Annotated in this window: 21 protein-coding genes; 13 read left to right on the top strand and 8 right to left on the bottom strand. The window is 56.3% G+C overall.

Annotated features, from left to right (window positions below; translation table 11 throughout):
• Positions 1-49: 49 nt before the first annotated feature.
• Positions 50-1,051 (bottom strand): type I glyceraldehyde-3-phosphate dehydrogenase, encoded by a 1,002-nt coding sequence (gene gap, locus ACR0AK_RS07765; RefSeq protein WP_170557495.1) that lies wholly within the window; start codon positions 1,049-1,051, stop codon positions 50-52.
• Positions 1,052-1,232: 181 nt separating this feature from the next.
• On the opposite strand from gap, the gene ACR0AK_RS07760 reads away from it, so the two are divergent.
• A complete protein-coding gene (locus ACR0AK_RS07760; protein ID WP_170557494.1) occupies positions 1,233-2,195 on the top strand; it encodes a DUF808 domain-containing protein in 963 nt (320 codons plus the stop codon).
• A gap of 56 nt (positions 2,196-2,251) precedes the next feature.
• On the opposite strand, the gene tkt is transcribed toward ACR0AK_RS07760, so the two are convergent.
• A complete protein-coding gene (gene tkt, locus ACR0AK_RS07755) occupies positions 2,252-4,276 on the bottom strand; it encodes a transketolase (RefSeq protein WP_480792914.1) in 2,025 nt (674 codons plus the stop codon).
• A gap of 234 nt (positions 4,277-4,510) precedes the next feature.
• Here tkt and ACR0AK_RS07750 point away from each other — a divergent pair, with 234 nt between their 5' ends.
• The 3 genes from ACR0AK_RS07750 to ACR0AK_RS07740 are packed head-to-tail and all read left to right on the top strand — an operon-like array spanning position 4,511 to position 6,050.
• Positions 4,511-5,308 (top strand): hypothetical protein, encoded by a 798-nt coding sequence (locus ACR0AK_RS07750; RefSeq protein ID WP_480792913.1) that lies wholly within the window; start codon positions 4,511-4,513, stop codon positions 5,306-5,308.
• Complete coding sequence (locus ACR0AK_RS07745; RefSeq protein WP_170557489.1) at positions 5,308-5,703, top strand: cell division protein ZapA; 396 nt, start codon at positions 5,308-5,310, stop codon at positions 5,701-5,703. The genes ACR0AK_RS07750 and ACR0AK_RS07745 overlap by 1 nt, the downstream gene beginning before the upstream one ends.
• Entirely contained in the window at positions 5,700-6,050 is a 351-nt protein-coding gene (locus ACR0AK_RS07740; protein ID WP_480792912.1) for an MliC family protein, read from the top strand. Before ACR0AK_RS07745 ends, ACR0AK_RS07740 begins: the two co-directional genes overlap by 4 nt.
• Here ACR0AK_RS07740 and grxD read toward each other — a convergent pair whose 3' ends face one another.
• The 6 genes from grxD to ACR0AK_RS07710 form a co-directional block, all read right to left on the bottom strand.
• Positions 6,051-6,413: a Grx4 family monothiol glutaredoxin gene (gene grxD / locus ACR0AK_RS07735; protein ID WP_170557485.1), complete on the bottom strand. Its 363-nt coding sequence runs from the start codon at positions 6,411-6,413 to the stop codon at positions 6,051-6,053.
• Positions 6,400-6,690, bottom strand: coding sequence for a hypothetical protein (locus tag ACR0AK_RS07730; protein ID WP_108858707.1), 291 nt, complete (start codon positions 6,688-6,690; stop codon positions 6,400-6,402). Before ACR0AK_RS07730 ends, grxD begins: the two co-directional genes overlap by 14 nt.
• 250 nt (positions 6,691-6,940) lie before the next feature.
• Positions 6,941-7,177 carry a BolA family protein gene (locus tag ACR0AK_RS07725; RefSeq protein ID WP_058277851.1) on the bottom strand — a complete coding sequence of 79 codons (237 nt, stop codon included), beginning with the start codon at positions 7,175-7,177 and terminating at the stop codon, positions 6,941-6,943.
• Between the two features lie 137 nt (positions 7,178-7,314).
• Positions 7,315-9,474: a phosphoribosylformylglycinamidine synthase subunit PurL gene (gene purL / locus ACR0AK_RS07720; protein ID WP_480792911.1), complete on the bottom strand. Its 2,160-nt coding sequence runs from the start codon at positions 9,472-9,474 to the stop codon at positions 7,315-7,317.
• A 189-nt stretch (positions 9,475-9,663) separates the two neighbouring features.
• Entirely contained in the window at positions 9,664-11,910 is a 2,247-nt protein-coding gene (locus ACR0AK_RS07715; RefSeq protein ID WP_480792910.1) for a mechanosensitive ion channel domain-containing protein, read from the bottom strand.
• A gap of 278 nt (positions 11,911-12,188) precedes the next feature.
• Positions 12,189-13,094 (bottom strand): LysR family transcriptional regulator, encoded by a 906-nt coding sequence (locus tag ACR0AK_RS07710; protein WP_170557479.1) that lies wholly within the window; start codon positions 13,092-13,094, stop codon positions 12,189-12,191.
• 171 nt (positions 13,095-13,265) lie between these two features.
• On the opposite strand from ACR0AK_RS07710, the gene ACR0AK_RS07705 reads away from it, so the two are divergent.
• From ACR0AK_RS07705 to ACR0AK_RS07665, 9 genes are all read left to right on the top strand, one after another.
• A complete protein-coding gene (locus ACR0AK_RS07705) occupies positions 13,266-16,685 on the top strand; it encodes an indolepyruvate ferredoxin oxidoreductase family protein (RefSeq protein WP_480792909.1) in 3,420 nt (1,139 codons plus the stop codon).
• Between the two features lie 80 nt (positions 16,686-16,765).
• Positions 16,766-17,644 (top strand): lysophospholipid acyltransferase family protein, encoded by an 879-nt coding sequence (locus ACR0AK_RS07700; protein ID WP_480792908.1) that lies wholly within the window; start codon positions 16,766-16,768, stop codon positions 17,642-17,644.
• 8 nt (positions 17,645-17,652) lie between these two features.
• Positions 17,653-18,462, top strand: a complete 810-nt coding sequence (gene murI, locus ACR0AK_RS07695) for a glutamate racemase (protein ID WP_480792907.1) — start codon at positions 17,653-17,655, stop codon at positions 18,460-18,462.
• A 94-nt stretch (positions 18,463-18,556) separates the two neighbouring features.
• Entirely contained in the window at positions 18,557-19,585 is a 1,029-nt protein-coding gene (gene argC, locus ACR0AK_RS07690; protein ID WP_480792906.1) for an N-acetyl-gamma-glutamyl-phosphate reductase, read from the top strand.
• Between the two features lie 7 nt (positions 19,586-19,592).
• Entirely contained in the window at positions 19,593-20,039 is a 447-nt protein-coding gene (gene ccmE / locus ACR0AK_RS07685) for a cytochrome c maturation protein CcmE (protein ID WP_480792905.1), read from the top strand.
• Positions 20,040-20,161: 122 nt separating this feature from the next.
• Positions 20,162-20,773 (top strand): holin-associated N-acetylmuramidase, encoded by a 612-nt coding sequence (locus ACR0AK_RS07680; protein ID WP_480792904.1) that lies wholly within the window; start codon positions 20,162-20,164, stop codon positions 20,771-20,773.
• Positions 20,764-21,342 (top strand): holin family protein, encoded by a 579-nt coding sequence (locus tag ACR0AK_RS07675; protein ID WP_480792903.1) that lies wholly within the window; start codon positions 20,764-20,766, stop codon positions 21,340-21,342. Before ACR0AK_RS07680 ends, ACR0AK_RS07675 begins: the two co-directional genes overlap by 10 nt.
• Before the next feature lie 75 nt (positions 21,343-21,417).
• Positions 21,418-23,382, top strand: coding sequence for a heme lyase CcmF/NrfE family subunit (locus tag ACR0AK_RS07670; protein WP_480792902.1), 1,965 nt, complete (start codon positions 21,418-21,420; stop codon positions 23,380-23,382).
• Positions 23,379-23,834 carry a cytochrome c-type biogenesis protein gene (locus ACR0AK_RS07665; RefSeq protein WP_170557461.1) on the top strand — a complete coding sequence of 152 codons (456 nt, stop codon included), beginning with the start codon at positions 23,379-23,381 and terminating at the stop codon, positions 23,832-23,834. The genes ACR0AK_RS07670 and ACR0AK_RS07665 overlap by 4 nt, the downstream gene beginning before the upstream one ends.
• Positions 23,835-23,899: the final 65 nt, after the last annotated feature.

The following is a 23,899-nucleotide window of genomic DNA, read 5'->3' as shown; positions in this document are numbered from 1 at the left end:
CGCCCAGATAACCTGAGCGGGCGAAAAGGTTCAAGATTTCAAAACAACCTTAGTTAAGGCGACCCATGGCGACCGCGACGTCTGCCATACGGACCGAGAACGCCCATTCGTTGTCATACCAAGCGAGCACCCGAACCATGCGGTCTCCGACAACACGGGTCTGGTCGGGAGCGAAGATCGAGCTTTCCTCGGTGTGGTTGAAATCGGTCGAAACCAGCGGAGCGGGCTCATAGCCCAGAACGCGCTGCATTGAACCCTGCGAGGCTTCGCGCACGACGGCGTTCACTTCTTCTACCGTAACATCGCGCGCGGCGCGGAATGTCAGGTCAACAGCGGAAACATTCGGGGTCGGTACACGGATGGCCGAGCCATCCAGACGACCCTTCAGGTTAGGCAGAACCTCACCCAGAGCTTTCGCGGCACCAGTCGAGGTCGGGATCATCGACATCGCCGCGGCACGCGCGCGGTAAAGGTCACTGTGACGGCGATCCAGGGTCGGCTGGTCACCGGTATAGGCGTGGATCGTGGTCATGATGCCGTTCTCGATGCCGATGCCCTCGTCCAGTACCTTGGCAAGCGGAGCAAGGCAGTTCGTAGTGCACGAGCCGTTCGAGACCATTTTGTCTTCGGTCACAAGGCTGTTGTGGTTCACACCGTAGACGATGGTCTTGTCGACGTTTTTGCCAGGTGCAGACAGCAGGACCTTTTGCGCACCACGATCCAGGTGCGTTTTAGCTTTCAGACCGTCATTGAATTTTCCGGTACACTCCAGAACGACGTCGCAGCCATCCCAGTCCAGTTCATTCATGTCATAGGTCGAGAACATTTCCATCGGGCCGCGGCCCAAATCCATGGTTTTGCCATCGATTGCGACATCACGGGGGAAACGACCGTGAATGCTGTCGTATTTCAGCAGATGCGCCGTGGTTTCCAGCGGGCCGGTTGCGTTGACCTTGATCACTTCGATGTCGTTGCGGGCAGATGCCGCGATATGCGACAACGTGCAGCGGCCAATGCGGCCAAAACCATTGATACCGACCTTGATGGTCATGTGCTGTCTCCAAATGCGCTTGCGTTGGACGCCATATAGCGGTCAAAGCGCTTTCTCAAAAGACCAAAAGTGACATATTTTTAACGTGTTAGCGCAAACCTGCGCCGGTTGCGCTAACGCTTGCGCTAGCCGTCGGATCGGGTAGGCTCCGGGTGCGGCAGGTGAATTGAAAGGAAACACCATGAGCGGTCTGTTGGCCCTGTTGGATGATGTAGCGGGTATTGCAAAGGTAGCGGCATCGTCTGTGGATGATGTGGTCGCGGCTGCCGGGAAGGCAGGGGCGAAGACTGCAGGCGTTATCATTGACGATGCCGCCGTGACCCCGAAATACGTTCAGGGATTCGCCCCGGCGCGGGAATTGCCGATCATCTGGCGTATCGCGCGCGGATCTATCTTTAACAAGATCATCCTGCTGCTGCCGGTTGCCTTACTGCTGGCGAACTTTGCACCGTGGTTGATTACGCCTTTGCTGATGCTCGGTGGCTCATATCTGTGCTTCGAAGGGGCCGAGAAGATATTCCATGTTCTTTTCCCTCATGGAAGTCACGTCATCGAAGAAGACATGGCCATACGCGATCCCGGTCATCTGGAAGAGCAAAAGGTAAAAGGCGCGATCAAGACCGACTTTATCCTTTCAGCTGAAATCATGACAATTGCACTGGCCGCGATTGAGGCGCCGAACCTGTGGATGCAGGCCGCGACGTTGGCAGTTGTGGGGATCGGGGTCACTGTCGCAGTTTACGGATCAGTGGCCCTGATCGTTAAGATGGATGATGTTGGGCTGTACCTCGCGCAAAACGCTCCGACGCCTATCGGGCGAGGGCTGGGACGTGGATTGGTCAAAGCCATGCCCGTGGTGATGAAGGTCTTGTCCATTGTAGGCACCGCAGCAATGCTATGGGTCGGCGGTTCCATTATCATTCACGGGATGGAGGTTTTGGGCTTTGGCTGGCTGGGGCACCACATCCACGACTGGGCTTATGCCATTGGTCATTCCGTGTCCGAGCAGTGGACTGGCGTTGTTGAATGGGTATCCAAGGCGACGATGGATGGCATTTTTGGGCTGGCTTGGGGGTTTGTACTTATCCCGTTGGCGACCAAGGTGATTGGGCCGCTAATGTCCAAAAAATCCGAGACGCACTGAAACCCAAATGAAAAGGGCGGCCAATGCCGCCCTTTGCTCTTCTATTTGTGATGGGTTTACAACTTCAGCAATTCTTTGACCTTGGCCACGGTCGCTTCGGCGGTGATACCGAAATGTTTGTAAAGCTCACCGGCGGGAGCCGAGGCGCCGAAACTGGACATGCCGATGAATCCTGCTTTGGCTTCGCGACCGCGTTCGCCCAGCAACCAACGGTCCCAGCCACCTGCGCGGACTGCAGCCTCAATCCCAACGCGGACGGGTCCGCCTGGCAGGACGCGCTTGCGATAGGCTTCATCCTGCTCGGCGAACAGTTCCATCGAGGGCATGGAGACGACGCGGGTGCCAATGCCTTCAGCCTCAAGCATCGCTTTGGCTTCCATCGCTAACGACACTTCGGACCCGGTGGCGATCAGGATAGCCTGACGTTTGCTGTCCGCATCGGCCAGAACATACGCGCCCTGAGCAGTCAGGTTCTTGGTCTTGTGGTCTTTACGAACGGTCGGCACGCCCTGGCGGGTCAGTGACAGGACCGAAGGGCTATCTTTGAAGGTCAGCGCAAGTTCCCAAGCTTCGGCAGTTTCGACCACGTCGGCGGGGCGGAACACATAGGTGTTCGGCGTCGCGCGCGAAATGGCCAGATGTTCGACCGGCTGGTGGGTCGGGCCGTCTTCGCCCAGACCGATCGAGTCATGGGTCATCACGAAGACCGAAGGCACCTTCATCAATGCGGCCAGTCGCATGGACGGGCGGGCATAGTCGGTGAACGCCATAAACGTGCCGCCATATGGGCGGATACCACCGTGCAGCGCCATACCGTTCATCGCCGCGGCCATTCCGTGCTCACGGATACCATAGTGAATGTAGCGACCTTTGCGGTTTTCCGGCAGGAATACGCCCATATCCGCAGATTTGGTGTTGTTCGATCCGGTCAGGTCGGCTGAACCGCCAACGGTTTCGGTCATGATCGGGTTCACGACGTTCAGAACTTTTTCCGAAGACGCCCGGGTGGCGAGTTTCGGCTGATCTTCCGACATCTGCTTCTTGAACGCGCGGATGGCACCGGCCAGTTTTTTGGGCGCTTCAAGAGCATAGGCGCGGTTGAATTCGGCCTGCTTGCGCTCAGAAATCTGTGCAAAACGCTCTTCCCACGCTGCGCGCTCGGCAGCGCCGCGGGCGCCGATGGCCTCCCAAGCCGATTTGACATCAGCGGGAACCACAAAGGCGTCGTGGGGCCAGCCATAGCCATCTTTAGCAGCTTTCAGCTGATCCTGATCGGTCAATGCGCCGTGACCCTTGGAAGTATCCTGAGCGGCGTGACCCAGCGCGATGTGGCTTTCGCACGCGATCATGGTCGGTTTGTTGGACGCTTTGGCTTGTACAATTGCTGCATCAATCGCGATCGGATCATGGCCGTCGATTTCAATCACATGCCAGCCCGAAGCCGCAAAACGGCGCACCTGATCAGTGCGATCGGCGATATCAACGGTGCCGTCGATAGTGATATTGTTGTTGTCCCAGAAAACGATCAGCTTGCTCAGCTCATGACGCCCCGCGAGGGTGATGGCCTCTTGGCTGACGCCTTCCATCAGACAGCCGTCGCCTGCAATCACGTAAGTATAGTGATCTACCACCTTTTTCCCGTAGTTGGCGCGCTGGATTTCCTCGGCCATGGCAAAGCCTACGGCGTTTGAGATACCTTGTCCCAGTGGGCCGGTGGTGGTTTCGATACCATTCACCAGGAAATTTTCGGGGTGCCCGGCAGTTTTCGCGCCCAGTTGACGGAAATTCTTGATCTCATCCAGCGTCACGTCAGCGTGGCCTGTGAGGTAGAGCAACGAGTAGACCAGCATTGAGCCGTGTCCCGCGGACAGAATGAACCGGTCGCGGTCGGGCCAGTTCGGGGCCGAGGCGTCAAATTTCAGGTGCTTTTCAAACAGCACGGTCGCAACGTCGGCCATGCCCATCGGCATACCGGAATGGCCGGAATTGGCGGCGGCGACGGCGTCAAGGGTCAGGGTGCGGATGGCCGCAGCCTTGTTCCAGTGTTCAGGATTGGCATTGCGCAGCGCAGTCAGGTCCACGGGCGTTGTTCCTTTGGATTACAGGCAGATGAGGCGCTCAATACCATCCACCCCTCAAAGTGCAAGCAGAACTGGGGGTTGCGTCGCGTTCGTGCTTCAAGAATGCTGTCCAAGTGGTTGAAAGCAAACAGTGGGTATTTTCCCTCCCATTCGGTTAGACTAGGCCAATACCCGGCCCGTATTGATTCGGATGGGCCGCGAAAAAGTGAACCTTGGTAAAGAGGTGGCAGGGGCATGAGCCAGATCGAAGAACTACAGCGCCGTATCGTTGCCGCGATGGAGAGGATCGGAACCGGAGTTGACTCCTTGCGTGACGCAGCACCGGCAACTGGCGGTGAGGACGCTGCTCTGCATTCGGCATTGGAAGACGAACGCGTTGCGAATGCGCAGTTGGAAGAGAGGCTGAAATCCCTCAAGGAGCGGCACGAGAAGGAAGTCGACGCCATGCGCGCCGACATGGACGCACTTAAAGCTGCGCCAGCTGAAGATCCCGAAAACGGTGCTTTACGTCAGCAGCTATCCGAGGCCAACGCCAAGTTGGCGGCGGTTGAGGCGGCCAGAGCCGAGTTGGCAGAGGCAAAAGCTGCATTAGAAAACCAAGATGAACTGATTGTTCTCAAGACGGAAAACGATGAACTTAAAGCGGTCGCAAGCAAAGCGCAGTCGCTTGAAGATGAAAACAAGAAACTCCGTTCAGAATTGGCAGATAGCGAACGCGTTGCGGAGTTGAGCGCAGAGCTGGAAATGCTGCGCGCCGAACGCGCCAGCCATGGCGCGGCGATGTCACGTTTGGACGATGATCTACAACGTATGCGCAAGGCGAATGAGCAGTTGCGAAATTCAGTAGACGAATTGAGAGCCGCCAGCCTGAACGGACTGGCCGATGCTGAACTGCTAAACCGCGCGACGGTGGCTGAGCTTGAGGCGACGAAGGCTGCGCAGGCCACCGACGCTGCCGAAGCCCAGGCCGTTTTGGCCCGGCTTGAACCGTTGCTGTCGCAGGCAAAGCTGGCTGAGGGAGAGGTAGAGTAATGCCCGAATTGACCATTCATATTGGTGGCCGCGGTTTTGATGTCTCGTGCCAGGACGGTGAAGAACCGTTTCTGCAGTCTGCCGCAAAAATGCTGGATGACGAAGCGCAGGTTTTGTCCGATCAGATTGGCCGAATGCCCGAGGCCCGAATGTTGTTAATGGCAGGGCTGATGCTGGCCGACAAAACCGCTGCGACCGATGACAAACTCAAGAAGGCAGAGGCCAAATTGGCCGAGGTTGAAGCAGAATTGCAAAGCCTGCGCAATCGACCTGAACCTGAACCCGAACGGATTGAGGTGGCCGTTGTCCCGCCTTCAGTAACCGATACACTGGCCGAGCTGGCTGCACGCGCCGAGGCTTTGGCCACAGTGGTCGAGGAGAAATCAGCGAAATGAAAGCGTTGAAAACGGCAGCATTGGCCAGTTTGTTCGGTCTTCCGGCCGGCTTGGCCTGGGCGAATATGGATATCTTACCGGTTACATTCACCTGCCAGAATGGCGTTGAGTTGCAGGTTGCGTATTTCAATGCGGCTGACGGTTCTGGTGCGGCGGCGATGATGGTGGACAACCAATTGGTTGCCTTAAAGCAAGTGCCCAGCGGATCTGGTATTCGCTATGAGTCCGATGGAGAGACCGGGTCGTATATACTGCGGTCAAAAGGGTGGGATGCGACCGTCAGCTTTCTGGCGACCGGAGGGGCCGCCAGTGAGCAGGTTGTTTTGGAGAATTGCAGCAGTCGCTGATCAGGCGTTTGCTTCGCGAATTTTGTCAGCCGCTTCTTTGTTGAATTCGACACCATTTTCGTCAAACAGCGTGTCCAATTCGCCCGACAGGGTCATCTCGGTGATGATGTCGCAACCGCCGACGAATTCACCTTTGACGTACAGCTGTGGCACGGTCGGCCAGTCAGAATAATCCTTGATGCCCTGACGAACCTCTTCGTCGGCCAGAACATTAACATCGGCATAGTCTACGCCCATGTAGTTCAGCACGCCGGCCACGCGGGACGAGAACCCACATTGGGGCATCTCTTTGGTGCCTTTCATGTAGAGCACCACATCGTTAGCTTTGACGGTTTCGTCGATCTGAGTCTTAACGTCGGTCATCTTGCTTGTCCTTTTCACCCGCGTCAGGGGCGGTCGTTTCATCCTTTGACGGGTCCGGGACCCATCCTTCTTCCTCTAGTCGCCGATGCTCGGCCTGTGCCAGGGCCAGCGGATCCAGCCCGTATCTTTCAATGCCGCCGACCTTGCTGATCTTGTCCGGGTCCGGGCGCATGTCGGCCAGCTTACGCTTTCTGTTGCGCTTCACATAGGCTTCGATAAGTGCCGCGGCAACTATCAATGCTGCAATGATGCCTATCCAGAATAGCCAGCCGTTCATTTTTTGGGAGCCATTGTCTTTGCGTATTGCTGCGGATCACGCGGAACAACTATCGCACTCACCGCGCCTCCCCTGCCTCCGTCCATCGTTGAGGCGACCACGCTGGCATTCTGACTGGGGGTCGCGCCTTTGCGTCCACGAGTGATAGGTTTTCGTGCGGAGCGGCTACGCCTAACAATGGCGACGACGTAAGTACCCACGATGCCGACAAACACGGCGCCCCAAATACAATATGCCCAAAAAGCCGTGCTCACTCAGGCACTTTCGTCGTCAGCGCCAGAGCGTGTAACTCGCCGTCCGCGCCGTCCATCTTGCCTTTCAGGGCCGCATAGACCGCGCGTTGTTGTTGCACCCGGTTCTTACCGCGAAAGCTTTCGTCCACGACCATTGCGGACATATGCACGCCATCGCTGCCGCCAACCTGAATTTCCGCATCCGGAAAGGTTTCACGCAGTAGGGCTTCGATTTCGTGGGCGCTCATCGGCATGTAGGTCTTCTCCTAAAGGTCTTTCCCAAGATGTAGAGCGCCCGGACGGGGCGTGCAAGGGTGTGTTGGCGCCCCTTAAAAGACAAAACCTGCGCCGGGCAGGGCGCAGGTTTCAGGTGTTTGAAAGTGCGTGAGCCTTAAGCGACGGCTTCGGCAAAGCTGTTGCGGAATGTAGCGGCCAGATCCTCGAGTGAGGCTTCAGAGCCGCCAACCCGAACGCTTTCGCCTGTGAACCGGCCGACTGAGACCAGCGGGACGCCCGTCTGACCGGCAGCGATCATCAACGCCTCGGCCTGATCAAAGTTGCACGCAACAAGATAGCGGGCCTGATCTTCGCCGAACAAGAACTCGGTTGATGCTTCATCCAGGTGGACGCCGACGCCTGCAGACTCGGCCAGTTCAAAAGCCGCCAGCGCCAGACCGCCGTCACCCAGATCGGTGCAAGCCTTGATCATCTCGCGATTGGCGCGGATAAAGTCGCCGTTGCGTTTTTCAGCGTCCAGATCAACATGCGGAGCGTCGCCATCTTCGCGGTTGAACACTTCAGCAAGCAAAGCGGACTGCCCAAGGTGGCCGTTGGTTTCCCCGATTACCAGTGCTACATGACCTTCGCGAACCTCGTTACCGATGATGTCGTCCGTGTGGTTCAGCAAGCCGACTGCGCCAATGGTTGGGGTCGGCAGAATCGCCTGACCATCGGTTTCATTATAAAGCGATACGTTACCCGATACGATCGGCATATCCAGTGCGGCGACCGCTTTGCCGATGCCTTGGATCGCGCCAACGAACTGGCCCATGATCTCGGGCTTCTCGGGGTTGCCGAAGTTCAGGTTGTCGGTGGTTGCCAAGGGGGTTGCCCCCACGGCGGTCAGGTTCCGATAGGCCTCGGCCACAGCTTGCTTGCCGCCCTCAACGGGGTTTGCACGAACATAACGCGGAGTTACGTCGCTGGTGAATGCAAGCGCCTTGTCGGTGCCATGAACACGGATCATGCCTGCACCCAGCCCGGGTGTTCGCGCGGTGTCGGCCATAACCATGGTGTCGTACTGCTCATACACCCACTGCTTGCCTGCATAGTTGGGTGACGCGAGCAGGGCGCGCAGGCCGTCAATCGGATCGATCTGGGGGACCTCAGCCAGTTCTTCGGCTTCTGGAGTGGCCACCCAAGGACGGTCATATTCGGGTGCGGTTGAGGATAGCTTGGACAGAACCAGATCGGCTTTGACTTCGCCGTTATGCACGATCAGGAACCGGTCTTCGGCGATGGTTTCGCCGACGATAGCGAAATCAAGGTCCCACTTCTCAAACACGGCACGGGCCTCAGCCTCAAGCTCGGGTTTGAGGACCATGAGCATCCGTTCCTGAGATTCCGACAGCATCATCTCGTAGGCTGTCATGTTTTCTTCGCGCTGGGGCACGTTCTCGAGGTCCAGACGTACACCCAGACCGCCTTTGTCGCCCATTTCAACAGCAGAACAGGTCAGACCTGCGGCACCCATATCCTGAATTGAAATCACGGCACCGGTTTGCATAAGCTCAAGCGTGGCTTCCATCAGGCGCTTTTCGGTGAACGGATCTCCAACCTGAACGGTGGGACGTTTTTCTTCGATGGTGTCGTCAAACTCGGCCGAGGCCATGGTCGCGCCACCGACACCGTCACGACCGGTCTTGGCGCCCAGATAGACGACCGGCATACCCACACCGGAGGCTGCCGAGTAGAAAATCTTGTCGCTGTCGGCCAAACCTGCGGCAAACGCGTTTACAAGGCAGTTGCCGTTATAGGCTGGGTGGAAACGGACTTCACCGCCAACGCATGGAACTCCGAAACAGTTGCCGTAGCCGCCGATGCCTTCGACCACACCGTTGACCAGCTGACGGGTTTTGTGGTGGCCGGGCTCGCCAAAGGATAGCGCGTTCATGGATGCGATAGGGCGCGCGCCCATGGTAAAGACGTCACGCAAGATGCCGCCAACGCCTGTGGCCGCGCCCTGATAGGGCTCGATGTATGAAGGGTGGTTGTGGCTTTCCATCTTGAACACCACTGCCTGCCCGTCGCCAATATCGACCACACCTGCGTTTTCGCCCGGTCCGCAGATCACCTGAGGCCCAGAGGTGGGCAAGGTGCGCAGCCATTTCTTGGACGATTTGTAGGAACAGTGTTCGTTCCACATGGCCGAAAAGATGCCGAGTTCAGTAAATGTCGGCTCGCGCCCGATGATCTCGAGGATCATATCGTATTCGTCGGGCTTTAGCCCGTGTGCGGCAATCAGATCCGGGGTGATGGCGGGCTCTTGCATCGTTTGTCCTTGTCCAGGTTGGCCGGGATTGCGGGCCTTTTAGGGCAAGGTGCAGTCTGTGGAAAGGGTCAAGTCAGCGCAGGCCAATAATGACACTAAAAAACGGAACCGGCGATTGGGCCGGTTCCGTCTGTTGTTTTGGGCATGCGGGTGTCAGTCGCTGTCTATTCAGCGGCTGAACCGATGCCGCTAGGCCGGGTTTTGCGCCTTGGACGCATCTGCAGCCGCAGCGCCAACGGCTGCCTTTTGCTCCTCGGTCAGATTTTCGGCGTCATCCAGCCCCGGAATAGCGACGCGAACTTCGCGACGGGCAAAGTCGATGCCGTTTTCCTTGAAGGCGGCTTTGACCCGGTTGAAGATCTCTTTGCGCAGTGTGAACTGCTTGCCCGGTTTTGCCATGAACTTACCGCGGATGATCATGCCGACATCGTCAAAGTCAAACACACCCTGAGATTTGAAGGGCTGCAGGAAGCCATCCTTGTGGACCTCGTCCTCCATCATCTCGGCACCGATCTTCTTGAAGATCTTCTTCACCTTGTTTGGATCGGTATCGAAGGGCACGGTGAATTTCAGCTTCATGATGACCCAGTCGCGGCTGAAGTTGGTGATCTTCTGAATCTCACCATAGGGGATGGTGTGCACCAGACCGCGGTGGTGGCGCAATTGCATCGAGCGGATCGAGATTTTTTCGACCGTACCCATGGTACCACCGATATCCACATATTCACCGACCCGGAACGCATCGTCGATCAGGAAGAAAATCCCGCCAACAATGTCAGAGACCAGTTTCTGCGCACCAAAACCGATGGCCAGACCAAGAATACCGGCACCGGCCAGCAGCGGCGTGATATCCAGACCCAACGCGCCCAGTGCAAGCAGGGCAAAGATCACCGTAATCGCGACCTGAGCAGTGACGCGCAGCAAAGGTAGAACCGTCGCCAGACGCGATCCACCGGAACCGCCGCCTTCGCCAGCCTCCTGATCGGGGCTTTCTTCGGCCGCAGTTTGTTCCTTAGCCAGTCGCCAATTGATCCAGAGCGAAACAACTTCGTTCAGGATGTAACCGACAGCGATGATGATGAAGAACTGGATAACCTTGCTACCGGATTCATCTCCGCCACCCGCGATTTCACTAAGGTCAAGATCCCAAGCCCTTGCGATCATCAGGATGACAAGAATACCAGCTAAAACCCGACCGATGCGGATGTAGCTGCGTTTGGTGGACTTGTATGCGCGTTCGGCCACGGGGCCTTCGCCCATCATAGGCGGCTGCAGGTGACGAACCAAGCCACGTATCAGCGTATCCAGAGCGGGCGCGATCAACAGCCAGAACATGGTGGTGTAGTGGGCGCCCTGAACCAGCATGTGCAAGTAGACAGGATTGCGTTGCGCGACCAGGAATTCGACAAGCAACCAGATCACCGCCGAAACGCCGATGGCGAAATAGGGGTAATAGTGTGCGACTTCTTCATCAAACTTGGTGTGATCGGGGTCCGTGCCCAGCATCATCTGCGAAAGTCCTTCGCGGGCCTTCCAGGCAACGACGCCAATATAGATGTGCGTCGCAGCGTTCAGCCAGAATCCGATACGTGTTTCGCCGCCAGTAATCCCGTTCAGTTCGTTGAAATGAAGAATGAACAGCGTGAAACCGATCAGGAACAGAACGCCGATCAGATTACGGTGAAGGTACTTTGCCCAATGATCATCAATGTTCACCAACCGATAGTGAGGCTTGTTCGGAGCCAGAATGAACCGCGACGCTGCTGCGCCTAGACGGGGAATCCAGATCAGGTAGAGAACAAAAGGTGCTGCGTAAACGATCTGTTCGTGCGTCAGAAGACCTCGTCCGAGTGCTCGGATAACGACGTAGAACACGACCAATCCTGCGATTTCGCGACAGAAGCGCCGGAACAGGTATTTAACGGCTCCCCATAAATCGTTTTCGTCGGCCATCTCGGCCCCGCTGAGCCAATTTCGGGTAAAGAAACCAAACAGCTTTTCCGCAATATACCCAACAATCAGGACGCTTAGGATCAATCCCAAAAGCGTAAGTGCGCCGGTTGATCCAAAGGTGCCGACGAAGTTGTTGATTGCTTCAACCTGAGCCGTGAAAATGTTCGGGACAGTGACCGCAACATGCGTCCAAGATGCCACCATTTCCGCCCAAATCTCATTGAGTTCCGTAATCGGATCTTCGCGATCTGCTGCCTCGGCGGCTTGTTTTTCCGCGACCGCGTCCAAGCGTTCCAGCAGGATGGCGCGGACTTGATCGTCGGACATTCGCGCGACCAAGCCATCAACTTGTTCGGGAGTCAAATCCTCGGGGATTGTAACTGTAGAAGGTTCGCTGGTGGTACTACTGACCTGAGCCAGAGCGGGACCAGACAAAAGCGCAATGGAAAACAACGCCATAAGCAGGCGAGTGAGGTGAAACATCGAATCTGTCCTCGACCGTAAGTCTTGATGATTTTTTTGTGATCATAAGATTAAGTGCCGGATATTCCCAGATGTTTCACTCATTCGGATATGAGTTTTGCGTTGTGACCAAAAAAAAGGCCGAGCACTAAGCTCGGCCGTAGTCCAACAGGGAGGTATGAAGATGATGAGCGTTTCAGCATCACCGCCTTCGAATGCTCATTTAGGGAGCGGTTTGTGTACTATCAAGGTTTTTAAGACTGATCGTTGATCATGTCCGCTATGACATTGGTGCATAGCTATAGTTTTCCCATCTGTTTCAACTGCTTGCGTTGTGCGGTGATCTCATCCTGCACAAAATCGCGGAATGCCGCGACGCGTTTTGAATGGCGCAGTTCCTCAGGGTAGGCGAGATAAACCGGAACATCCGCGGTTTCGATATCCGACAGGATCGACTGCAGATGCGGGAAATCCCGAGTCACATAGTCCGGCAGCACACCGATGCCAAGGTTGTGCAGTACCCCCTGCAAAACGCCAAAGTAGTTGTTTACCGTCAACAGCGAGGTCGGATTAAACGTCATCAAGTGCCGAACCATCATCGCGCTTGCACCAACCTGCGGGGCCGAGGGGGTCTGGCAGATCAACCTGTGTTTAGAGATGTCTTCCGGTTTTTCCGGGCTGCCGCGTTCTTCCAGGTATTCCGGCGTGGCATAAAGCTGCATTTGCACTGTCATCAGGCGCTTTCGCACCAGATCGGCCTGGCTGGGCTCTTTCATGCGGATGGCCACATCAGCCTCGCGCATCGGCAGATCCAGAACACGCTCTTCCAGCATCAAGTCGATGTTCAGATCTGGGTATTGTTCGTAAAGTTTCGGCAGGCGCGGTGCTAGCCAGAGTGTGCCAAAGCCAAACGTGGTGGTAACGCGCAAAACCCCGAACACTTCTTCTTCGCTGTCGCGAATGCGGGCTGCAGCGGCATCAAGGCGTTTCGACATAGCTGATGTTGCATCAAATAGCAGCTCACCCTGTTCGGTCAGAATCAGGCCGCGGGCGTGGCGGTGAAAAAGCGTCGAATCAAGCGACTCTTCCAGCGCACGGATCTGCCGACTGACCGCGGATTGGGACAGATTCAGCTTGTCCCCCGCATGAGTCAGGCTGCCCGCATCCGCAACCGCGTGAAATATCCTTAACTTGTCCCAATCCATCGCCGCAACTTTCGTTATCCTTCCGAAGCCCTATATGAAATAGGTAACAAGTTCTACATTCAAACTGCTGAAACGTTATAATAACAGAGTGGTAGGTCCTATACAGGTCAGCTTTTTTGACCTAAAATGCGAAAGAATGAAGCACACTGATCTGACGAGGGGAGGCGTCCGATGAGTCAGCCACAAATATCGCTAAACGACCGGTTCGATCTTAAGAAAAACCCCGTTCTTTTGAACGGCACACAGGCGCTGGTGCGTCTAATGCTGATGCAGAAGGCACGGGATACCGAGGCAGGTCTGAACACCGCTGGTTTGGTCACCGGATACCGCGGCTCGCCGCTTGGGGCGGTCGACCAGCAGATGATGCGGGCCCAGAAACAACTTGCTGAAAGCGATGTCACCTTCCAGTTCGGGCTGAACGAAGATCTGGCAGCTACAGCTCTGTGGGGCAGCCAGCAGGCCGGCCTGCGCGGGGACGGCAAGTTCGACGGCGTCTTCGGCCTTTGGTACGGCAAGGGGCCGGGTGTGGACCGTTCCGGCGACGTGATGCGTCACGCGAACATGGCCGGAACCGCCAAGCATGGCGGCGTTCTGATGGCGATGGGCGACGACCACACAGGCGAAAGCTCGACCGTATTGCATCAATCCGAGTGGTCATTGGTCGACATGTATATGCCCGTGGTCAGCCCCGCTGGTGTGCAGGAGATACTGGACTACGGCATCTACGGGTTCGCACTCAGCCGGTTTGCAGGTGTTTGGGTTGGCCTGAAGACGATGAAAGACACGATCGAGGTCACCTCGGTCGTTGATGGCAGCGCGGATCGAATGAAAGTGGTGGTTCCCGACTTTGACATGCCCGAAGGCGGTCTGAACATTCGTTTAGGCGATACGCCACACCTGCAAGAGGCGCGGGTTATCGACTATAAACGTTTCGCAGCCGAGACGTTTTCGCGCGCCAACAAGATGGACAGGCGCATCTGGGGCAAGCCTGGCGCAAAGATTGGGTTTGTGGCCGCAGGCAAAAACTGGCTGGATCTCACGCACGCCATGTCGCTTCTCAATATCGATGAGGCTGAGGCCGAGCGCCTGGGCATCACGACCTACAAAATCGGCCAAACCTTTCCGCTGGATATGGCAGGGTTTCATGACTGGGCCGAAGGGTTGGACCTGATTGTAATCGTTGAAGAGAAGCGCAAACTGATCGAGGTTCAAGTCAAAGAGGCCATCTTTGATGATCGCCGCGGTCGTCGGGTCTACGGTTGGTATAAGGGCGGTGCCGGGACCTTGCATCGTGAAGAGCTGTTCCCGACACGTGGCGCATTGGACCCGATCATGATCGCCGAAAAACTGGGCGATATTCTGATCGAGGAAGGGCGCGATACTGACGGGGTGCGCGCTGGAATGGCCAAGCTATCCGAGGCGCGCCGGGCGGATAACGCGGAAGAGATCGCAACTCGTTTGCCATATTTCTGTTCGGGCTGTCCTCATAACAGTTCGACCAAACTACCCGAGGGTAGCCGGGCCTACGCGGGAATTGGCTGTCACTACATGGTTCAGTGGATGGATCGGGAAACCACCGGCTTTACCCAAATGGGCGGAGAAGGTGCGAACTGGGTCGGTGAAGCTCCGTTCTCGACGACCGATCACGTTTTCCAGAATTTGGGCGACGGAACATATAACCATTCCGGCGTGCAAGCGATCCGTGCGGCGCTATCGGCCGGAACCAACATCACTTTTAAAATACTATTCAATGACGCTGTCGCCATGACGGGCGGGCAAGACAACGAAGGCGACCTGAGCGCGGAGCGGATCGTGGCCGAGGTCAGGGCCATGGGCGTTCAGCACGTTGCGGTGGTTTACGACGAAAAAGAAGACGTGAACTTCAAGGCGATGCCATCCGGCGTCGAGATCTTTGAACGCGCCGAACTGATGAACGTGCAGAAGAAATTCCGCAAGATCGAGGGTGTATCGGTCATCGTTTATATTCAGACTTGTGCTGCAGAAAAACGTCGCCGTCGCAAGCGGGGTACATTCCCGGATCCGGACAAACGGGTTTTCATCAATTCGGACATCTGTGAGGGTTGCGGCGATTGTGGCGTGCAGTCGAACTGTGTCTCGATCGTTCCGAAAGAGACCGAGTTGGGGCGCAAGCGCGCTATTGACCAGTCCAGCTGCAACAAGGATTTCTCTTGCCTGAAGGGGTTTTGCCCGTCTTTCGTGACGTTGGAGGGGGCCAAGATCCGCAAAGAGGCCACGACTGAGATAGATTTGCCGGACTTGCCGATGCCCGTTTTGCCGACAATCAACGGTACACATAACGTTGTCATTACTGGGATTGGCGGAACTGGCGTGGTCACGCTGGGTGCTGTAATGGCGCAGGCGGCTCAGATCGACGGCATGGGCGCCGGGATGATGGAGATGGCGGGTTTAGCCCAAAAGGGTGGCGCGGTGCACATTCATTGTCGCCTGGCCAACCGGCCGGAAGACATCAGTGCTATTCGAGTTGCCACCGGCGAGGCCCATGCGTTGATAGGCGGCGACCTTGTTGTGTCGGCTGGGGCCAAGACACTTGGGCTCACGCGTACAGGCCAAACCGGTGCCGTGGTAAACAGCCATGAAACGGTTACGGGCGACTTTACGCGCGACACCAACTTCCAAATCCCCGGGGATCGGCTTGAGCTTGCGCTGCAGGCGCGGCTGAAAGAGGGTTTGTCGCTGTTCGACGCCACCGATCTGGCGCGCGCAGTGATGGGCGACTCGATCTATTCGAACATGATGGTGTTGGGCGCGGCTTGGCAGCGTGGTCTGTTGCCGATTAGCCATGAAGCGATGATTAGTGCGATCGAGTTGAACGGGACCGCGGTCGAGCGCAACAAGCGCGCGTTTGATGTTGGCCGCTGGGCAGTTCTGCACCCGGAAGACGTTAGCGCAATTCTGAAGCCTAAAGTGGCCGAGCTGCCGAAAACGCTGGATCAGGTAACTGATTTTCGGGCTCAGCATCTGACCGACTACCAAAGCTCCCGTTTGGCAAAGCGTTATCGGAAACTTGTTGACAGCTTCGAGGACGAAACCGTCAAAGAAGCCGTCGCAAGAGGGTATCATAAGCTGTTGTCCTACAAGGACGAATACGAAGTTGCACGCCTGTTGCTGCGTAGTCGGGAACAGGCCGAGGCCGAGTTTGATGGCGACTTCAAAATGACCTTGCACCTTGCGCCACCAATTCTGGGCGGAAAAGACGCCGAGGGTAGGCCGCGCAAACGCGCTTTCGGTGAATGGATGTTGGGTCCGCTAAAGCTCTTGACCAAACTGAAAAGCCTGCGCGGAACGCCTTTGGACATCTTCGGTTACAGTGCCGAGCGTAGAATGGAGCGCGCCTTGATCCGTCAATATGAACGCGACATCAAGGAGATAACGCCCTTGGTTACACCACAAACCAAGGATGCGGTTGTTGCTTTGGCCAAGTTGCCACTAGAAATAAAGGGTTTTGGCCCGGTTCTACTTGAAAACGAGGCTAAGGCCGCAAAAAGGCGCGAAGAACTGTTGGCGACCATTCGAAATGGCGGTCCAGAAATGCAAGCGGCGGCCGAATAGTCCGTCACAAGCCTGTCACGATAGCTAGGCAAAATTGTTACTTGGCACTATCTAGCAAGTGCCAAGTATCGGAGTTCGAAATGCCTTCGCGCCGCCACGTTGCTCGTGACATCTCTTATGCCTATTCCGCCGAAACCAAAGGCGGGCGTATGCTCATTAAGTTGATGGAGAACACAACGGGTCGCATGCGCCTGATCAAGCGTGCAGACGGCTATGAAAAAGAAGTGGCCAACGGGCGTGATTTCTGGTCGGTCATGGTTGAGAGGTACGGGCTTTCGCTGGACGTGGTCGGCGGGTCTTTGTCCAACATTCCCAAAACCGGACCACTGATCCTAATTGCCAACCATCCATATGGCATTCTGGACGGGATGATGATGGGGCATATTTTGTCAGAAACGCGCGGCGATTTTCGCATTCTGGCGAACCACGTGTTTCGGAAAGCCGAAGACTTGGACAACATTATCCTGCCGATATCGTTTGATGAAACGAAAGAGGCGATGAAGCAGAATATTGAAACCCGAAAAACCGCGCTGAACTATCTTAGCGAAGGCGGCGCCATAGGTATATTTCCGGGTGGCACTGTCAGTACGGGCCTAAAGCCGTTTTCCCATCCGATGGATCCGGGGTGGCGTGGGTTTACTGCTAGGATGGTGGCCAAATCTGAGGCTACCGTAGTGCCCGTTTTCTTTGACGGTCACACCTCGCGCCTATTCCAGATCGCCAGCCATCTGCACAACACATTGCGCATGGGTTTGCTGATCAAAGAGTTCAAAAAACGCGTCGATACGCCGGTAAAAGTGGTCATCGGTGAGCCAATTTCCCGAGACGTTCTGGATCCGCTGGCAAGGGATAAACGCAAGATGATGGATTTCTTACGCAAAGCCACGTATGAGCTGTCCCCGAAGCCGCTGAAGTCTTATGACTATGGCTATGAATTTGAGGAACGGCATCGCGCCTAAAGGGGCAAATGGCAGTAGGCATCTTTGATTCCGGATTGGGCGGCCTGACCGTCTTGAACGCCGCGCAGAAACGTCTACCGGACGTGGATTTTCTGTATTTTGCGGACAGCGCACACGCGCCTTATGGCGTGCGGGACGCTGAAAACATTTACAACCTGACACGCAAGGCGGTGAACGATCTGTGGAATCGGGGCTGTGATCTGGTGATTCTGGCCTGCAATACCGCTAGCGCTGCGGCGTTGCGCCGGATGCAGGAAGAGGGGGTGCCCGAAGGCAAGCGCGTGCTTGGTGTGTTTGTTCCGCTTATTGAGGCGCTGACGGAACGGCAGTGGGGCGACAACAGCCCGCCGCGTGAGGTTGCGGTCAAGCACGTGGCCCTTTTTGCGACGCCCGCCACAGTGTCCAGTCGGGCCTTTCAGCGGGAACTGGCTTTTCGGGCCATCGGCGTAGATGTTGAGGCGCAGGCCTGTGGAGGCGTCGTAGACGCGATTGAAGACGGCGACATGATCCTGGCCGAAGCGCTGGTTCGGTCCCATGTGGACGCGCTAAGGCGTAAGATGCCAGAACCGCAAGCCGCGATTTTAGGCTGTACCCACTACCCGTTGATGGCTGAAACCTTCCAAAAGGCGCTGGGGTCAGATGTTCAAGTGTACAGTCAGGGTGATCTCGTGGCCGAAAGCCTTGCGGACTACCTGCAACGGCATCCGAAAATGCAAGGAAACGGCGAGGGTGGATTTTTGACCACCGGCAAGCCCGAGTTCGTCAGCGACAGGGCAACGCAATTCCTCCGACGACAAATCTCCTTTCAGGCCGCCTGACTTAGGTCAAGGACGCAACCTGTTTGATCCCGTAGTTCAACGACCGTCACATCGGCGGTCGCATCCTGTGACACACTGAACCAAGAGGTCTGACATGACCCATAAAATCGCAATTTTAGGCGCATCTGGTTATACCGGCTCTGAACTGGTGCGGCTGATCGCCGAGCACCCGAATATGGATATCGTTGCGCTGTCCGCCGAGCGTAAGGCAGGCCAGTCGATGGCGCAGGTCTTTCCGCATTTGAGACACATGGATCTTCCGGATCTGTGCAAGATCTCTGAGATCAATTTTTCGCAGGTCGATCTTTGTTTCTGTGCCTTGCCGCATAAAACCAGCCAGGAGGTCATTCGCGACCTGCCCAAGACCCTGAAAATCGTGGACCTGTCCGCTGATTTCCGGCTGCGTGATCCGGACGAATATGAAAAATGGTACGGGAACCCTCATACGGCCTTGGAGCAACAGGAAGAGGCCGTCTATGGCCTGACCGAGTTCTACCGGGATCAGATCCGCAACGCCCGGCTTGTGGCCGGAACGGGATGCAATGCCGCGACTGGGCAGTATGTGCTGCGCCCGTTGATTTCTGCAGGTGTCATTGATCTGGATGATATCGTTTTGGATCTGAAATGCGCGGTGTCAGGGGCAGGGCGGTCGCTCAAGGAGAACTTGCTGCATGCCGAGCTAAGCGAAGGCTACAACGCTTATGCCATCGGCGGAACGCATAGGCATCTGGGCGAGTTTGACCAGGAGTTCTCGGAGCTTGCAGGCCGTACGGTGCACGTTCAGTTCACCCCGCACCTGATCCCGGCTAACCGGGGAATTCTTGCGACAACCTACGTAAAAGGCGATCCGGCCAGCGTGTATGAGACATTGGCCAAGGCTTATGAAGATGAACCCTTTATCCAGATGTTGCCTTTTGGTGAAGCGCCCTCGACTCACCATGTGCGGGGTTCGAACTTCTGCCATATCGGAGTGGTGGCTGACCGGATCGAACGCCGGGCCATTGTGATTGGCGCGTTGGATAACCTGACAAAAGGTAGCAGCGGGCAAGCCTTGCAGAACGCTAACCTGATGTTAGGTGAGGATGAAACCCGGGGTCTGATGATGGCCCCTCTATTCCCGTGAGGACGGTATGAAAACGCTCAAGAAACGTCGTCGAATTCAGGTTATTGTGCTGGCAGCTGTCGCTTTGGCGCTGTCGACGGCGTTGATTGGGTATGCCATGCGGGATGGTATTAACTTCTTCCGTTCACCTAGTCAGGTGATTGCCGAACCACCACAACCGACCGAAGTGTTTCGGATTGGCGGACTGGTCGAAGAGGGATCCATCGTACGGGGACAGGGCGAAACGGTGCGCTTTGTCGTGACCGATGGCGGCGAAAGTGTCCCGGTCGCATTTACCGGAGTTCTGCCGGATCTGTTCTCGGAAAACCAAGGGATGATCGGCACTGGATCGTATGTGAACGGTGTCTTCGAAGCCACGGAAATACTTGCCAAACACGATGAGACCTACATGCCGAAAGAAGTGATGGATGCCCTGAAGGAGCAGGGCGTCTATAAAGGTGACGAACAGAGCTGAACCAGATCATCTGCCATGAATTGGTACAGGGCGTTGCGTGGGTTACCATGCAGCGCCCTTTTTCATTTCTTCAGGTTAACAAATTTGCCCGAGCCTTTGTGGAACCAAAGGCGGAGGGTGCGATGCAAACGGTTCGGCAAATTGCGACTGAGATCGTGGGGCGAGAGGGCGGGTTTGTAGATGATCCGGATGACCCGGGCGGCGCGACAAAGTATGGTGTGACGGTTCATACTATGCGGCGTCTTGGTCTGGATTTGTCCGGCGATGGCGCAATTGATGGCGCTGATGTGCGCAAACTCAGTAAAGTTCAGGCGATCGATATCTTTATACGGCACTATTTCGAGCTTCCGCGCCTGGGGCTCTTGCCGACGGTAGTCCAGCCGTCGGTGTTTGACATGTATGTCAATGCAGGTGTCCAAGCGGTTCGCCTTCTGCAGCAGCTACTTCGAGAAATGGGCTTTAACGTGGTGGTGGATGGGGCAGTCGGCCCTCAAACCGCTCAGGCATGTATGGACGCAGCCAAGCCCGACCCGGCCACGTTCGCGGATGCCTATGGGATTGCGCGGAGAAATTATTACTTTCGGCTCGCAGACCGAAGGCCGGCATCCCGAAAATACGCGCGTAGCAGGGCAGGAGGTAAAGGCGGCTGGATCAAGCGAGCGGAAGAGTTTGTTTCACCATCTTATCACCTGACAGAGGCAGAGTTTCAAAAGAGGATTTCAAGATGGGACTGATTTCGGGCATATTGGGATTCTTGTTCGGAAACCAACGCAATATCATACGCGAAACTGCTGAAGTATTTTGGGAAAATACCGATTCAGGTGCTGAAAGGGATATGCTGATCCGACAGCAGGCTGTCAGCCAGTTCAGCGCAGAGTTTGGGGGTGCTGGCAAAGTTTCGTTTGACCGGTTTATTGACGGCCTCAATCGGCTGCCGCGCCCAGCGATGGCGCTGGGAACGCTTTGCCTGTTTGTGGCAGCCATGGTTGACCCGATCTGGTTTTCGTCCCGCATGCAAGGGATCGCTTTGGTACCAGAGCCTTTGTGGTGGTTGCTAGGTGTTATCGTGTCCTTCTATTTCGGCGCGCGGCATCAGGCCAAAGTGCAAGAGTTGCAACGCGAAATTTCCGCGACAATGATGCGAACGCCGCAGGTTCTCGAGAACCTAGGGGCACTGGCGGCAATGCGCAGCGACAGCGTGGATGTCGCCAGTCCCGACACCGACGCGTCGTTGATAGAAGAAGTCGTGGAACACGACGAAAACCCTGCGTTAGAGACCTGGCGGAGAAAAAGCGCCGGCTGACCCGCGACACTATGCTCGCGGTATGAGGGCGAAAGTGATTGGTGCTTGCCGTGCAACAGGATTATATCCGGGGGCATGATTACAGAACTCGGCCACTTTGCCCTGATCCTCGCTTTCCTTGTCGCTATCGTGCAGTCGATCGTCCCCTTGATTGGCGCTGCCAAACGTTGGGTCGGCTGGATGAGTTTCGCGGAACCTGCCGCGATCGTTCAATTCCTGCTGGTATCATTCTCGTTCGGGGCCTTGGTCTGGGCGTTCGTTACATCGGACTTTTCGCTGCGCGTTGTCGTCGAGAACAGTCATTCGGCCAAGCCGATGCTGTATAAGATCAGCGGAACATGGGGAAACCACGAGGGCTCGATGCTTTTGTGGGTGCTTATCGTGAGTCTTTTTGGCGCGATGGCGGCCTTCTTTGGAGCGGGTCTTCCACCGACGTTGAAGGCGCGCGTTTTGGCGGTTCAGTCAATGATCGCGGTCGCTTTCTTTGCGTTCATCCTGTTCACATCGAACCCGTTTGACCGGCTGATTGTCGCCCCATTCGATGGTCGTGATCTGAACCCGCTTCTGCAGGATCCCGGTTTGGCCTTTCACCCACCATTTCTGTACCTGGGATATGTTGGTCTCAGTATGGCCTTCAGCTTTGCCGTCGCCGCCCTGATCGAGGGACGTGTCGATGCCGCATGGGGTCGATGGGTGCGTCCGTGGACACTGGCCGCGTGGATATTCCTGACGATTGGAATCGCACTTGGGTCGTGGTGGGCATATTACGAATTGGGTTGGGGCGGTTTTTGGTTCTGGGACCCGGTCGAAAACGCCTCGTTCATGCCGTGGCTTTTGGCCGCCGCGCTGTTGCATTCTGCCATCGTGGTCGAAAAACGCGAAGCTTTGAAAAGCTGGACCATCTTGTTGGCAATAATCGCATTTGGCTTTTCGCTGATCGGGACGTTCATCGTGCGGTCAGGTTTGCTGACGTCGGTTCATGCCTTTGCAAATGACCCCGAACGCGGCGTCTTTATTCTGATTATTCTGGTGCTGTTCATTGGTGGGGCGCTGACTTTGTTTGCCGCCCGCGCACAAGCGATGGAAGCGAAAGGCGTGTTCAGCATGGTCAGCCGTGAAAGCGCGCTGGTCCTGAACAATATCCTGCTGGCCGTCAGCTGTTTCGTAGTCTTTTTCGGAACGATGTGGCCAATGGTTGCCGAGATGGCGTTCGACCGTAAGCTCTCGGTCGGAGCGCCCTTCTTCAACGCGGCCTTCACGCCCTTCATGGTGGCCTTGGGTATCGCATTGCCGATCGGGTCCATGTTGCCGTGGAAACGAGGAAAACTGGGTAAGACGGCCTATTCCCTGCGCTATGTATTCATCTTGTCTGTCGCTCTGGCCCTGTTGGTATGGGTTATGCAGACCGAACGCAGTGCTCTTGGGCCAATCGGTCTGTTTTTGGGGGCGTGGGTAACCTTTGGTGCTGCCGTGGACCTGTGGAATCGCACGGGGCGCAAAGGTAGCCTCCAGCGCTTGTTCCGCTTGCCTGGCGCGGACTGGGGCAAGGCCGTGGCTCATACCGGTTTGGGTGTGACCATCTTTGCCATCGCCGGTCTAACCGCGTGGGAGGTTGAAGATATTCGCGTGGCACAGCCCGGTCAGCCGTTTGAAGTCGGCGAGTTTACTCTGACGCTCGAAAACGTTCGGGACGTTCAGGGGCCCAACTATTTCTCAACCACTGCGGATGTACAGGTCGAAAAGAACGGGCAGTCAATGGGCACGTTGCATCCTGAAAAACGCAATTACCCGGTGGCGCGGATGCCAACCACCGAAGCAGCCATCGACTATCGTTTCCTTGGTGACCTCTACGTCGTGATCGGGGACCAACAAGCTGATGGCGGCTGGGTCATGCGGACTTACATCAAACCGCTGGCCAACTGGATCTGGGGCGGCTGTATCCTTATGGCTCTGGGCGGGCTCCTCAGCCTGTCTGACCGCCGGTTCCGGGTGGCTGCAGGTGCGCGCAAAACACCCCCGGGCGGAGCACCGGCAGAATGAAGCGTTTGATCCTCATTTTCACTCTGATCGCATCGCCTTTGTTTGCAGTTCAGCCGGACGAGGTACTGGAAGACCCGGTTCTGGAACAGCGCGCACGCGACCTTAGCACCGGTCTTCGCTGCCTTGTTTGCCGCAACGAAAGTATCGACGAAAGCAATGCCGAACTTGCCCGCGACCTGCGCCTTTTGTTGCGCGAACGGCTGGTCGCAGGGGATACGGACGAAGAAGCGGTTGATTTTATCGTGGATCGTTATGGTGAATATGTCCTGTTGAAGCCAACGGTCACCGGATCAAACCTGATGCTATGGTTGGCCGGACCGATCATGCTGTTGATCGCCGCCGCAATGGGGTGGAATTTTCTACGCAATCGTTCTCAGGCTGCGGGCGTTGAGAGCAAAGAAGGCCTCAGCGACGCCGAGAAAGAACGCCTGCGCCAGATTCTTGACGACTGACCTACCGTATTTCTTTCCCTTCGCCTGTATTTGAGTCAGGGTTCACCAAGTCGTGAGCATGGGGA

The organism is Ruegeria sp. BI12, assembly GCF_056537985.1.
Note: the sequence above shows the minus strand (reverse complement) of the source record. Positions and strands in the feature narration are given on the sequence as shown.